Origin of the sequence: Vibrio sp. 1CM8B, assembly GCF_023161685.1 — a bacterium.
In the GTDB taxonomy this organism is placed as follows: Bacteria; Pseudomonadota; Gammaproteobacteria; order Enterobacterales; family Vibrionaceae; genus Vibrio; species Vibrio coralliirubri.
On record NZ_JALNTU010000007.1, the window covers coordinates 157,718 to 172,270 of the forward strand.

General features: G+C 43.0%; 10 protein-coding genes. 6 read left to right on the forward strand and 4 right to left on the reverse strand.

The window, feature by feature from the left end:
• Nucleotides 1-8: 8 nt before the first annotated feature.
• From MSG36_RS15525 to MSG36_RS15540, 4 genes are all read left to right on the forward strand, one after another.
• Complete coding sequence (locus MSG36_RS15525) at nt 9-1,379, forward strand: sodium:alanine symporter family protein (RefSeq protein ID WP_048659467.1); 1,371 nt, start codon at nt 9-11, stop codon at nt 1,377-1,379.
• Nucleotides 1,380-1,771: 392 nt separating this feature from the next.
• The gene (locus tag MSG36_RS15530) at nt 1,772-2,578 is read left to right on the forward strand and encodes a winged helix-turn-helix domain-containing protein (RefSeq protein ID WP_102479689.1); all 807 of its coding nucleotides are present in this window, start codon (nt 1,772-1,774) and stop codon (nt 2,576-2,578) included.
• Nucleotides 2,575-3,036: a hypothetical protein gene (locus MSG36_RS15535; protein WP_048669389.1), complete on the forward strand. Its 462-nt coding sequence runs from the start codon at nt 2,575-2,577 to the stop codon at nt 3,034-3,036. The genes MSG36_RS15530 and MSG36_RS15535 overlap by 4 nt, the downstream gene beginning before the upstream one ends.
• 550 nt (nt 3,037-3,586) lie before the next feature.
• Entirely contained in the window at nt 3,587-5,065 is a 1,479-nt protein-coding gene (locus MSG36_RS15540; protein ID WP_050650624.1) for an aerolysin family beta-barrel pore-forming toxin, read from the forward strand.
• A 145-nt stretch (nt 5,066-5,210) separates the two neighbouring features.
• Here MSG36_RS15540 and MSG36_RS15545 read toward each other — a convergent pair whose 3' ends face one another.
• Nucleotides 5,211-5,846: a LysE family translocator gene (locus MSG36_RS15545; protein ID WP_050650625.1), complete on the reverse strand. Its 636-nt coding sequence runs from the start codon at nt 5,844-5,846 to the stop codon at nt 5,211-5,213.
• Between the two features lie 297 nt (nt 5,847-6,143).
• Here MSG36_RS15545 and MSG36_RS15550 point away from each other — a divergent pair, with 297 nt between their 5' ends.
• Complete coding sequence (locus tag MSG36_RS15550; protein ID WP_248368655.1) at nt 6,144-7,622, forward strand: carboxypeptidase M32; 1,479 nt, start codon at nt 6,144-6,146, stop codon at nt 7,620-7,622.
• A gap of 65 nt (nt 7,623-7,687) precedes the next feature.
• On the opposite strand, the gene MSG36_RS15555 is transcribed toward MSG36_RS15550, so the two are convergent.
• The 3 genes from MSG36_RS15555 to MSG36_RS15565 form a co-directional block, all read right to left on the reverse strand.
• Nucleotides 7,688-10,825: an HD domain-containing phosphohydrolase gene (locus MSG36_RS15555; protein WP_248368656.1), complete on the reverse strand. Its 3,138-nt coding sequence runs from the start codon at nt 10,823-10,825 to the stop codon at nt 7,688-7,690.
• 322 nt (nt 10,826-11,147) lie between these two features.
• On the reverse strand, nt 11,148-12,152 hold the full coding sequence (locus tag MSG36_RS15560) for a metal-dependent hydrolase (protein ID WP_248368658.1): 1,005 nt from the start codon (nt 12,150-12,152) through the stop codon (nt 11,148-11,150).
• Nucleotides 12,153-12,379: 227 nt separating this feature from the next.
• A complete protein-coding gene (locus tag MSG36_RS15565; protein WP_029235341.1) occupies nt 12,380-13,189 on the reverse strand; it encodes a sulfite exporter TauE/SafE family protein in 810 nt (269 codons plus the stop codon).
• A 343-nt stretch (nt 13,190-13,532) separates the two neighbouring features.
• Here MSG36_RS15565 and MSG36_RS15570 point away from each other — a divergent pair, with 343 nt between their 5' ends.
• Nucleotides 13,533-14,510: a DUF1852 domain-containing protein gene (locus MSG36_RS15570; RefSeq protein ID WP_029405689.1), complete on the forward strand. Its 978-nt coding sequence runs from the start codon at nt 13,533-13,535 to the stop codon at nt 14,508-14,510.
• The last annotated feature ends 43 nt before the right edge of the window (nt 14,511-14,553 follow it).

A 14,553-nucleotide genomic window follows, 5' to 3' on the forward strand; every position in this document is an offset into this window, starting at 1 on the left:
GGGAATCTATGAACCACCTACAAGCTACACTACAAACCATCAACCAATTCGTTTGGGGACCACCACTGCTTATTCTGCTAGTGGGTACAGGTATCTACTTTACTTTTCGCTTAGGCTTACTCCAGTTTAGACACCTCCCAACCGCACTAAAAATGGTGTTCAGCAAAGACAAATCTGGTACGGGTGACGTATCAAGTTTTGCCGCTTTGTGTACTGCACTTTCAGCGACCATTGGTACAGGTAACATCGTTGGTGTAGCGACCGCAATCAAGATTGGTGGCCCTGGTGCCCTGTTCTGGATGTGGCTTGCCGCTGTATTTGGCATGGCGACCAAATACGCAGAATGTCTACTTGCTGTTAAATACCGCAGAACCGATAGCAATGGCGAAATGGTTGGCGGCCCTATGTACTATCTTCAATACGGTGTTGGCTCAAGAATATTGGCGGTGATGTTCGCTGTGTTCGCTTTGGGTGTTGCCTGCTTCGGTATTGGTACCTTCCCACAAGTTAACGCTATCTTAGATGCAACTGAAATCTCATTTGGCGCTTCTCGTGAGATGTCTGCTGTCGTGCTTACGATATTGGTGGCGGTGGTAACCCTTGGTGGTATCCAATCTATCGCTAAAGTAGCAGGGAAAGTTGTTCCTACTATGGCGGTGATGTACGTCGTCGCGTGTTTAAGCGTTCTGATTTCAAATGCAGACCAACTACTGAATGCCATTACCCTTGTTGTTACCTCTGCGTTTACAAATACTGCGGCAACAGGCGGTTTCTTTGGTGCGAGCATCATGCTTGCTATCCAATCTGGTATTGCTCGTGGTGTATTCTCTAATGAATCTGGTTTAGGTAGCGCACCAATGGCTGCGGCGGCTGCAAAAACAGATTCATGCGTGAAACAAGGCCTTGTCTCTATGACTGGTACCTTCTTCGATACCATCATCATTTGTACGATGACAGGTTTGGCACTTATCTTAACAGGCGCTTGGCAGACTGACCTTTCTGGTGCTGCGATGACCACTCATGCATTTGCTGTTGGTCTGAATGCAGACACGCTTGGCCCTATGCTGGTTTCAGTTGGCCTAATCTTCTTTGCGTTTACTACGATTTTAGGCTGGAACTACTACGGCGAGCGCTGTGTTGTTTTCTTGCTGGGTACTAAAGCAGTCTTACCTTACAAGATCATCTTCATTGCGTTGGTGGCTTCTGGTGCATTCTTGAAGCTCGACATGATCTGGATATTGGCAGATATCGTCAACGGCCTGATGGCAATTCCAAACCTAATCGGCCTTATCTTACTACGCCATGTTGTTATCGAAGAAACTAAGCTGTTCTTCAAACCTTTAACGTCTTCAAAAGATTGTGAAGCTGTTAAAGCATAATCAGAATTGATTGAACCAAAGCCCGCATTCAAATGCGGGCTTTTTTATATCCCTTCGATACTTAAACTGATTGAATTATTACTATCGTATATCCACAAATAAAATAAGATTTTAATTAGACCAGTGTTCTAATTAATTTATTGGTAAAGATTGAACCAAAACTATCTAATTAAAAGCTCGCTAATAAAATCAACACTTAATTAGATGTTACTTATATTTAACAGATTGTGACTAAATGGCAGAGTTTCTTTCATAAACAAATAAAGAACGCTTTTGTTATGACCACTCAAAAACACACCAGAATAAAACATGTGACTTTAATTCATATAATAGTCAGTTTATAGTCATCTAAATTGTTGAGAGAATTATAATAAAAATAAAACGTTGGCTATATGATCAGATTCGACCCGATTAAAAACCGTATTTATAACGACGAACGTTCTATTAAGATAGGATATCGTGAGACTCGCGTTTTAGAGTTATTACTCAAAAACTCACCTGAGATTGTGAACAAACAAGATATTATTAGCTTCGCATGGGGAAGCGAGTTCATTGGGGATACGTCACTTGCGAAGTGTATCAGCTTACTTCGCCAAGGGTTCGTTAAGCTTGGTATCAGAGAAACACCCATCGTCACGGTGCCAAAGGTCGGTTACCGCCTAATTGATGAATGCGTCTTTATTGACTCGCAACCACAAAGCGAAACCACTGTTCCTCTCACTCCTGTGAGTGACAAAGTTCCACTCGGTCATAGTAGTATTGCAGCCTCTATTGCGAGCAACGATACACCTGAATCCAAATCGACTTCACTTGCCTATTCTCAGGTCAGCTTATACAAAAACAGACTGTGTTACTTCATAACGGGCTGTTTGCTGTTGTCCTCGGCACTGTTGGCTTTTGCTAAGGTTCACGATAAAAGCCTTGGTGATATCGCCCCCTTTAACCGACTTAATGAACAATGGGTTGGGCAGGTACAAGTTTTTCAAGAAACAGAGATGTCCTTGAGCCCAGAACTCGAGGCTATTCTCTACAAATACCAATGCGATTGCGTAGCCTACATCAGCGATGAGCCAGGCTATTCAGAACTCTCCATGCTCAACAAGACAACACGTCAGTCCATCAATATCTTTTACACAGCCACGCAGTTAGATCGAGCGAGTGAAGAGATAAAATTATTCCTAAAGAGAGGCCAATTATGATGCCATTTGTAGCTCTGTTTTCCTCGCTAGCGTTATTGATTGGCATATGGAGTATCCCTTCTTCTCCGCCCCAAGAAGAGCACCGTTATCAACATAGCGTGGTAGATCTTGTATTAGATGGAAATGTATTACGAACCGATGGGCTCACCAAAATAAGTGATAACAAAGTTCTGCACCTAATGTCCGTCCAAGATGACAACATGCCCGACCCGATTGTTCTACGATTCAGAGGTGAGGCTGGCCCTTCTCAATCCCTATTCTTTTCAATAGCTGGCACTATCGACTTAGTCTCCGTGCAAAAAATAAATAAAACGATGAATGACAACTTATTGTCGCCCTACCTACTTATCAACAATGACCCTTTAACATTGAAGGTTGATATATTAAGTTCAAATGATCTATTTGCCATCATTCGAACATGTAATACAGGAAGAACTCAACTTTTGGCTAAACGATAATTTATCGCCGTTTGGCCACCAGCTGAATTCATTCCATTTTAATTAACACCGTTCTGAATATTACACATAAAAAACGAATGGTTATATTTATTACTGCATCAGTAAACATCTCTTGCATTTTGAGCATTCAATTAATCGAACGTTTAAAACACTGGATTAAATTTAAACATCCAAGTCTCATTTATCGCTTTACTGTTGACATTTACATCAAATAAAAACGATGTGAATAATATATCGCCTCTCGTACTTAACCATTCATTTCGCTCGCGATTGACCACGTCAAAAACTATTTGACGTTAATGTGTCAGTCATAACGCCTCATTTTTCTAAAAACGGTTTGAGCCCTATCAAACATTTTCTTTTTAGTTACAGCCTCTTTCACCGAACAAACAATTGAGACAATACAAACCATTGAATTAAAAGGGTAATTTAATTCAACCCTTTTCAGTATCTATCTATTTATCAACATGAAAAAGTGAACTTGTCTTGTTAACTGCACGGCACAAAAAACATTATCAAAATAGAAAAACTACAAATGAGGGAATTGTTAATGATCCGAATAAACAGAAGTCTCTTAGCAACCGCAGTGTTGTCTGTTCTATCTACTGGCGTAAACGCAAAAATTTACCCAGACCAAATAGTCCATGACCAACTTGGTGACGATGTATGTCGCTCTGGCTATCGCCCGTTAGACCGTTTTGAAGCGGAAGAGCAAAAGAGTGCTTTACTGGCTAGAATGGGCACTTGGCAGATCACAGGCTTAAAAGGAAACTGGGTGATAATGGGCCCGGGATACAACGGCCTTATTAAACAAGACACAACCAACGGCAAAACGTTCTGCTATCCGAACAATGACCAGTCTGAAATTCCAAACTACTCTGCTAAATCGGTTCCAGAAGGCAGCGAGTTGGATGTTCAATACGAGTTGGTCAATAACCGTAACGACTTTGTTCGTCCGTTAAGCTATTTAGCTCACAACCTTGGTTACGCATGGGTTGGCGGCAATAATAGTCAGTACGTGGGTGAAGACATGACGATCAACCGCTCTGGCGACAGCTGGGTGATACAAGGAAACAATGGTGGTTCTTGTAGTGGTTATCGCTGTGGGGAGAAAACCAAAATCACCGTCGACAACTTTGCCTACACCGTTAACGACGACAATTTTTGGCATGGCGATGTTGTTGAATCTGACCGTGAACTAGTGAAGACCGTTTACGCGACAGCAAGAAACAACAGTAATATCGCGCAACAAGTGGTTGTCGACCTGAAAGTAGATGAATCAACAAACTGGTCGAAAACGAACAGCTACGGATTCTCACAAAGTGTTCAAACAGAGAATACGTTTAAGTGGCCTCTTGTTGGCGAAACTAAGCTCACCATTAAGTTCGAAGCCAACCAAAGCTTCTCTAAATCCAACGGTGGCTCCACTAGCGAGCAAGTAACACTTCAAGCGCGCCCAATGGTTCCAGCAAACTCAGAGCTTCCGATTCGAGTCGAGCTGTATCGTTCAAGCATCTCCTACCCGTATCGATTCAACGCCGACATTAGCTACGATGTTGAGTTTAACGGCTTCCTACGTTGGGGTGGCAACGCATGGCATACACATCCAGACAATCGCCCTTACAAAACCCACACCTTCACTATGGGTCGCGGCAGTGATAAATCTGCTGACATTCGCTACCAATGGGATCACCGATACATTCCAGGTGAAACCAAATGGTGGGACTGGGGCTGGGCAATTAAAGAAGCGGGCTTATCTAGCATGCAATACGCAACAGGCGGAAGCTTACGTCCCTTCCACTCTTACGTATCGGGTGATTTCTACGCAGACTCTCAATTTGCAGGCACCATTGAGATTGGCCAAGCAACACCGATTGCCAACAATCTACGCAGCAAAAGAAGCACTGATTCCGTCAACGAAACGACTGAGCGCATTGGCGATATTGAAGTCACTACCAACTTCAATGCTGATGAGTTGAGTGACTTAGGTTTCGAAGGTGCTGAGATGAACATCAGTGTCGTGGAATAGCTACACCGTCAATAATTAGGCTGCAAATAACTACGCTGTGAAGAACTTCGTTGTTTAATAAGCGCGGCACAAATCTACAAGCAATAAAACGCAAAAGCCCACGACACGTCGTGGGCTTTCATATGTTCTATTAAAAAACAGTGAACTACACAGGTTCTTCCATCAGAAGCTTAACGCCCAGCCCCACCAGCACCATACCAGTCACGCCTTCCATCCACTTCATAAAACTCGCGTTCTTGAGCAAATTTTTAGCGGAATTAAGAGCACCAGCTAAACCACATTGCCACACCATCGCAATCACAAAGTGGACTGAAGCCATCAACATAGATTGCAATAAAGGCGAGCCTTCAGGGTTTACAAATTGAGGCAGAAAAGCCAAATAGAAAACCGCCGTTTTTGGGTTAAGAACATTAGACAGAAAGCCTTCACGCAAAGAACGCTTAGCACTGTAAGCCTGCTGAGCTTGTTCACCGACCTTCAAACCACCACCGTTTTTCATCAAAGCTCGCAAACTACTTAAGCCAAGCCAGATTAGGTAAACCGCACCCACCATCTTAACGGCTTGGAAGAGTTCAGCAGACTGGGCGAGAATTGCAGAAATACCCACAGCAGAGAAAAACGCGTGCACATACAAGCCGCTACAAATACCAAAGCTCGTCATACAACCGTCAGCTAAGCCAGAGCGGCTGGTATTACGAATCACCAAAGCCGTATCTAAGCCCGGCGTTAGCGTTAAAATAGTGATGGCAATTAGAAATGCCTCAAAGTTCAAAATATCCATATCATTGTCATTCTTGTTCAGCGATCCATCATCAATACCGTGTATCTGAACAATTCGCAAGCAACAATTGCCACCAGCTATACAACTCACTGATTTTGTGCACAATAGAACAGTTTAATTTGTTAAGAAATAGTAAATTCAAGGCATCGTACCGCCTCATGCTTTTCTCGCTATATCTTCGACTCCGAAGGTAAGCGTCTTTTAAAAGTGAGCCATAATCAAAATACATGAGAGATGAACCTTAACGCTGATGCTGTCCTAAGGATCATTTACAGAAACCAAATTAAGAGTAGTCAAATGAGCGCATTCACAAAACTAGTCGAACACTCTCAAAAATGTTCACGCTTTCAACACCTAGCCTCTATTTGTGGTTGGGACCAAGCTTCCATGATGCCAGCTGGCGGTAACCAAGCTCGCAGTGAAGCAATGGCCGAGCTATCTGTTCATATTCACGGCCTAATGACACAACCACAGCTTGGTGACTGGATTGCAGACGCCGAAAACGAAGCACTGAACAACGATCAACAGTCGTCTCTACGTGAAATAAAACGCCAATGGCAGCAAGCTAACCTACTTCCAGAAAAACTGGTTGAAGCGAAATCTCTAGCGGGTTCAAAGTGTGAGCATGCTTGGCGTAGCCAACGTGGAGAAAACGACTGGGTTGGTTTTGAAAAGAACTGGCGTGAAGTGGTTGAGCTATCACGTGAAGAAGCACAAATCCGCGCCGATGCCGCTAACCTAACCCCTTATGATGCGATGCTGGATATCTATGAACCGGGTACTAGCTCTGCTTCACTGGATGTCTTATTTGCAGACGTTAAAACATGGCTACCAAGCCTGATTGACGAAGTGATCGAAAAGCAATCGAGCGAGCAATTTAGCGCGCCATCCGGTATCTACTCGACTGAGAAACAGAAAGCACTGGGTTTAGAAGTCATGAAGCTGCTTCAGTTCGATTTTGAACACGGCCGATTGGATGAAAGTGTTCACCCATTCTGTGGCGGCGTGCCTTCAGACGTGCGTATCACAACGCGCTACGACGAAGCGGAATTCGTTCAAAGCTTAATGGGCATTGTGCATGAAACAGGGCACGCACGTTACGAACAAGGCTTACCAAAACACCTAGCAGGCCAACCGGCGGGCGAAGCACGCTCTATGGGTATCCATGAGTCTCAATCTTTGTTCTTCGAGATGCAAGTTGGCCGCAGCGATCCATTCATCGGACACTTAGCCAACCTAGCAGGACAACAGTTCTCAGGTTCAGAATTTGAGAAAGATAACTTCCAGAAGATCTACACTCGCGTGAAGAAAGACTTCATCCGTGTTGATGCCGATGAGCTGACCTACCCAGCGCACGTTATCTTACGTTACGAAATTGAACGTGACTTGATCAACGGCAAAATCAAACACACTGATGTCCCAGAACTTTGGAACACTAAGATGCAGTCTTACCTTGGTTTAAGCACTCAAGGCAACTTCACAAATGGCTGTATGCAAGATATCCACTGGACAGATGGCGCATTCGGCTACTTCCCATCTTACACACTAGGCGCGATGTACGCGGCTCAGTTCATGGCTTCAATGAAGCAAACGGTGGATGTGAACGCTGTGATTGAAAGTGGTGACCTATCGCCTATCTTCACTTGGTTAGAGTCGAACATTTGGAGTAAAGGTAGCCTGCTTAACACCGATGATTTGGTGAAAGGCGCAACGGGTGAAACGCTCAATGCTGAGCACTTTAAACAGCATTTGATGAACCGTTATTTGAAAGGTTAAGCATAGCGGCCAGTAGACGTTAGAACAATGATCTACTGGCTCGTTTCTGGACAAATCTTTTGGGATTATGAAAGCTTGTCTATATATCCCTCGATATCAACATCATCAATTAGCCCGTCTGGTAAGTAGCGCTTAGCATAGCTTAGGTAAGTTCCGCTAGTGAGCAATAATTTAAACACGTCTTTATCAATATGCCCGCCTAATGCCATTTTAGACATGATGTGGATAGCCTCACTTAGCGATTTGGCTTTCTTATAAGGTCGGTCGGCAGCGGTTAGCGCCTCAAAAATATCGGCTACTGCAAGAATACGCTCAGGAATCGACAACTCTTTCCCAGTCAAGCCTCTCGGATAACCAAAGCCTTCCATCGCCTCATGGTGAGTCGTCGCATAGCGAGGAACGCGCTCAAGCTCGGGCGGGAATGGGATGCTCTCCAACATTTTGATTCCACTTATCATGTGTTCATTAATCTTAAAGCGCTCTTCTGCCGATAATGTGCCACGCTGTACAGCTAAGTTATATAACTCACCATGGTTATAGAGAATATCGGGCACCTTCATATTGATACCAAACTCAGGGTCGATATAAAACGGCTGTTCACGTTCAATCACATGTTCAGGGCGATCGGTCAGTAATTTCTCTACTGCTGGTGTCGCTTTAAACTGATAACGCGCTTCCTCTAATGGAGATAAACCCAATCCACGATCGAAGTATCGCACCCACTCTTTTTCAGCCAGTTCATGCAGACGTGCAATATCTTGATCAGACATGAATTCTGCCCCTACGTTAGCGTTGGCAATAAAATTAAACTCTTCGGTAAGTACTGCAAATTCTTGTTGTAATGCTTGTTCTGGCTGCCCATCAACGCCCAGTTCTTGCAATTTTTTGAGTAAGTATTGGATTTGTATATCTCGCCACAGCACCTCAAAGCGCATACGAACTTCGTGGATTCGGTTATAGTTGGTTTCTAATTTACTGCCTTTATCGACCACAAACTCTGGCGTCGCAATTTTGCCACAATCATGTAGCCAAGCGGCGATACGAAACTCACGTCGTTCTTCATCATTTTCAAAAGCAAACCCTTTAAACAAAGCTTGCTCGGATTTCTCGGCAGCTTCCGACAACATCAGAGCAATCTCTGGTACACGGTTACAATGGCCCGCTGTATAGTGAGATTTTTCATCGATCGCGCGCGCGATAAGTTGAATCACAGACTCAAAAAACTCATTTTGACGCTGCTCAAATTGCTGTAGCGAATGACTACCTCTCATCAGAGATAAACCAAGCTGATGAATTTCTTCAATACGGGAATGAACACGCTGCACTTTTTCGTACTCACGATCTTTAACGAACCTGACCTGTTTTCTTAATGCATTAATTGGCTCCGAAATAGGTTTTGCCATTGCCCACGCAATTGGGATTAAGAGAGTAAGCACAAGGAATGACGCACCAACTGCGTAAACTACCGTTTCATTTACGCCTGCCATTAAGTGGGCTTTAGGAATCACAACAGCAAAATAACGTCCCTCTTTATGTGTCAACTTAGCAACATAGACATATTTCTCGACACCATGGACTGATACCAAGCGCACTGAATTAACAAATGTTGGATCTTTTGCGAATTCAAGAAGTTCCTCGTATGGCACAAAAGTATAAGTTGACTGGGCTGTACTACCCTTAAACCATTTTTCACGCAGCTCAGTTCTCTGCTCTGGCGTAATAGCGCTGACCGCAAGATTAATTATCTCAACTAAAGCTCTTTGATCTTCATTTATTAAGTAATAAAAGGCGTTCGGAATATTGGGCCCTTTAAGCAAATTAATTACCAAATTTTGGCGGAACGTTTCGCGTATCTTGTTTGTCAAAATTTTTTGAATATCAAGCACAGCAACAATATCGCCATTCAATACACCATCAATCGCGTCGTGCAATGAAGCGTAACTAATGATGGTCATTTGGGGATAAGCTTCTTCCAAATCATCTTGAATGCTCCACCCTTTCAGCAAACCAATCCGAGTTTGCTTTACTTGCTCTAGGGTATTGATGTGTTGGTTTTCCTTCTTCGTCAGAAAAGCAAACTTAGCGTGATATAAAGGTTTACCAACCACACCAATACTAGAAAGATCGTCTTGATCGGCAACAGAGTGAAGAATGTCAATATTTCCGCTATCAAAGTCTTTCACAAGCTCATTCCAGCTACGGCCGTTCACAAACCTAAATTTTAAGCCTGTCATTTCCGATATCATTTTGAATAAGTCTATTGCGAATCCATTCGGACGCCCACCCACGGCAAAGTCGACCGGGCCCCAGTTGTTTTGGTTTGACACTGTTAGTTCCGGAGCTTGGTCGACTAACATTCGCTGCTCATCGGTCAAATCCACTGGAGAGACTGATGGTAACCGCCCTTCAACATCCACCACCTTATTCGTTGCAATCAACTGCCCATTTTCTTGATAGATAAAGGCTTCAGCCTCTGAGGCCTTCTTGTTTTTAACAAATCGATTAGTCAATTGCGCTTCTAAAGAGGAAAGGAGGATATCTACACCCACCACAGTTTTTGAACCCGGTACTTTGATTGAAAAAGTTTCACCTGAGACTTTTAGCGTATTAAACAAGTAAGGCGATGTGTTATAAGTTTCATCATATTCAGCATTTTCAAACCAACTACGCTGAGTGGGGATAAAATTACTCGACTCATTCGAGGTATGTCGTGAATTAAAATTCTCATCGTAATAGCTACTCACCTTACTACGTTCTCGATTCACTCCGCGGTGAACTATAAGCAACCACTTATCACCGGGTTTCGCCTTCACACGCGAACGAACCTCCTTAGAAGAAAGATTAATCAGCTGGAAGAAATCGTTATTTTCTTTAGCCACAAAAATACTATGGATACTAGACTCTCTCACTAACAATTGAGACAAAGGGACAATGATACTCTCTTCCGGTGTATCCACGCCGATCAGAGATACCAGTTGAGCGCCCCTACGCGTTATGTTGTCAGCTAAATTTTGAAGACTAGACAAATGGCTCGATACACCAGTTGCAATGGTTTGATATTGAGTAAGGGTGTGTTGCAGCTCTGTTTTTTTCGCAAAATGGTATTGCAAGAGAATAGCAACACTGGCCGTCACGAGAGTGCAAAAGACAAACATACCCCCTAACACTGTCCTTAACGATATGCGTGTGTATTTTTTCTTCATTTTTATTGGCTCAGCTCAGTGCCTTAATATTTCAACTGACTACAGTATCGTTCAAGAACAACTTTGACGCCAATGATGAGTATTCCCATGCATCAACGAAAATTCGTTCGTAATGAGGCACCTATATCCTGACAACCAAGCAAAATTGCCAACAATGGAATCAAGTCTTTCTGCTTCTATTAATTTGAGTATCGTGAATATTGATATTCAAGAACTAATTTTAGGTCGTATTAAGTCTTAAACGCTCGGTAGCTTAGGAATAAACGAATAATAAAGGCTGAGCAGATTATCTGACTCAGCCTTTTTACTTTTTAGACCTAGATCATTTATCGCCAGTAAGCATATCGAAGAAGATCTGTCTCGACTCAGGTGTGTTGTCTCTATGAGTTTCGTATTTTACATGCGTGTTTGCATCAACTGCTTTTGATAGCTTGATGCTCCAAAGTGCTTTCATTTGATTCGGTACAATTGAATATCGGACATCGATAATACGCAGCTCATCCGTTGGGTCCTGAGCAATATAACCATTCGAGAACCAGCGGAAACGTTCAATGTCTTTGGCTTGTTGGGAATCTGGGTCTAGCCAAGGTAAATCCTGACTCACATTCAGTTTCGCAATCGACTCTCCGGGATATACATTTACCGATGTGCCAACCCGCACTGCGTCTACATGATATTGAGCCTCTGTTTCGTACACCACTTTCCACACCAAGATATTAGCGAAGCTTGGTTTTGCCTCTAATCGAATCGGTGTGTATTGCCTTTCTTGCGCTAATTGCCACCCAACCGCCTCTGCCCTGTCTCGTTGAATCATCCCTAATGTTGGATAAATTAGCGCCCAAGCAAACGCGACACGCGCGAGCCAAGGCGCTCGTTTCAACGTTGCACACACAAGTAAAATTAAGATGGGAAGCGTATAAACGGGATCAATGATTGATATGGTGTTCCAAGCAAAGCGCGCGTTGGTGAAAGGCCAAAGTAACTGCGTACCATAAGTGGTACAAGCGTCTAACAGTGCATGAGTGCCATAACCCAGAGCACAAAACAGCCAACTTTGTTTGAAAGTAAGCCCACGTTTTTTTGCAATCAGATGATGCAGAACCAAAGCGCAGATCAAACTGCCAATGGGGATAAAAAAGAGTGAATGGGTAAATTGTCGATGAAATTCCAAAGCCAACAAAGGGTCACTTTGAGACTTAATCAGTGCATCTAAATCTGGAGCCAATCCAGAGAGTAGACCTAATACCCCAGCAACAACCAAATGTTGTTTTTTGCTGGCCGATTGTGACAAAGAAGCGCCTAACACGCCCTGCGTTAAAGGATCCATAAACCACTCATTGATAGCATTCCGTTGAATCAAACAAGGTACATTTAGCTATAGCAGTGAATTGTTCATAACTAAACGGTTTTATCAATATACTCATGTACATAGCTGTATAAGCATAGACCGACAAACAAAAAAAGAGCAGTTATGAAACTGCCCTTTTCTAATTATTGGTGGTTGATCAATTTATTCGTTTTTGTTCTATATATTCACACTTGAACGATCTGTAATTAACGAGCAACCATGCTTGCTGCGATAACCACCAGCAGTACTGAGAAGATTTTCTTAATCGTTGGAACCGGTAAATGGTTAGTGGCTTTTGCGCCCAACGGAGCCGTGAACCAAGACGTGCACACAATACCCAGCAGCGCAGGCAGATAAACAAAGCCAGCAAAACCGTCTGATAGAGCAAAGTGGCTGCTGCCTGAACTGATATAACCTATCGAGCCAAACAACGCGATCACAATGCCACAAGCCGAGGCACAACCAATGGCCTTTTTCATATCAACAGAGAAGAACGTTAATAACGGAACCAGCAATGCACCACCACCAATCCCTATCATGGCAGACAAGCCACCCGTAATGGTTGTCAATACAGTGAGCACGCCTTTGTTCGGCAGTTTTCGTTCCTTAGGCGCATCATTTTTGCTGCTTAAGAACATCTTGATCGCAATAAGAACCACACTCACGGCAAACACGATACGAACGACCTTTTCCGGTAACAACGCCGCCATAAAACCACTAACCAGAGCTCCCAGAGCAACACCGAGCATGATCCAAGGTGCCAAATCCCAAGGCACATTGCCATTCTTGTGGTGAGCAAGTGCAGAAGACGTAGAGGTGAACAGAATCGATGCCAACGAGGTAGCGATCGCCGCGACAACCACTTGGTCGGACGGAAGAACTTCTAAATACAGTAAAATGCTGCTTAACACGGGAACAATGATCAGCCCTCCGCCAATACCTAACAAACCGGCTAGAAACCCAACACCACTGCCAAGTAACGCACAGTAGAAAATCAACAACAGCAATTCACTCATTTCATCCATCTCTTCATTAAATTAATTGTCTTAAATAACGCACTATTAATATGGTTATATTTCCATCAAGCTAATTAATATAACTGACACCGACTTAAATATTCAAACAGAATAGATCATGAATATTCCTCATGTTGAATGTGAAGTAATACCATTGTTAATGGTCAACCTATCCACGTATAAAAACCTTAAGCGATTAACTTTATACGACATTAATTCTATTAAGCATTAATTTCAGACAGCATAGCCTTCGATTCTTAATCCGGTCACAAGCAAATAATAAAAGCTGTTTTAATACTAAAGACCGAGAGAATCAGAAAACAAATTGGGATACCAAATCAGCATGAATAAAGAATTTAATTTTACGATTAAGAGCATTAGCCTCGACGAGAACTACCAGCCTGCAGACAGCACGCGTATCACAACCAACTTTGCTAACCTGGCTCGCGGTGACAGCCGTCAAGCGAACTTACGTAATGCACTACAAATGATAGACAACAGTTTCAATGCGTTAGCACACTGGGACAACCCGAAGGGCGACCGTTACTCTGTTGAGCTTGAAATCATTTCTGTTGATATGGATATTGAAAGCAACGGCGAAGCATTCCCTTCAATTGAAGTGCTGAAAACCAATATTGTAGACCGTAAAACTAACGAGCGTATTGAAGGCATTATCGGAAATAACTTCTCTTCTTATGTTCGAGATTATGACTTTAGCGTACGTCTATTGGATCATAATAAAGGCCAAGATAAATTCAGCATTCCAGAAGATTTTGGTGATTTACACGGCAAGCTATTTAAATATTTCGTTAACTCTGACGCTTACAAAAAGAACTTTAATAAGCCACCTGTTATTTGCTTAAGCGTGTCAGATAATAAAACCTATTACCGCACTGAAAACCAACATCCAGTATTAGGTTTTGAATACCAACCGAATGAGTCTTCTTTAACTGAGCAATATTTTAAGAAGATGGGCTTACAGGTTCGTTATTTCATGCCGCCAAACAGTGTTGCACCTTTGGCTTTCTATTTCTTTGGTGATCTGCTGAACGATTACTCTAACCTAGAGCTTATCAGCACCATCAGTACCATGGGCACATTCCAGAAAATCTACCGCCCTGAGATCTACAACGCGAACGCGGTTGCAGGCAACTGTTACCAACCAAACTTGAAAAACTTGGATCACTCGCTGACTCAAATCGTGTACGACCGTGAAGAACGAAGCCAGCTAGCTGTTGAACAAGGTAAATTCGCAGAAGAGAAGTTCATTAAGCCATACCAATCAGTTCTAGAGAACTGGTCGGCAAATTACGCACTTTAATCGTCTATTGCGCTTTAAAACCACCCAAGGATAGGCAGTATTA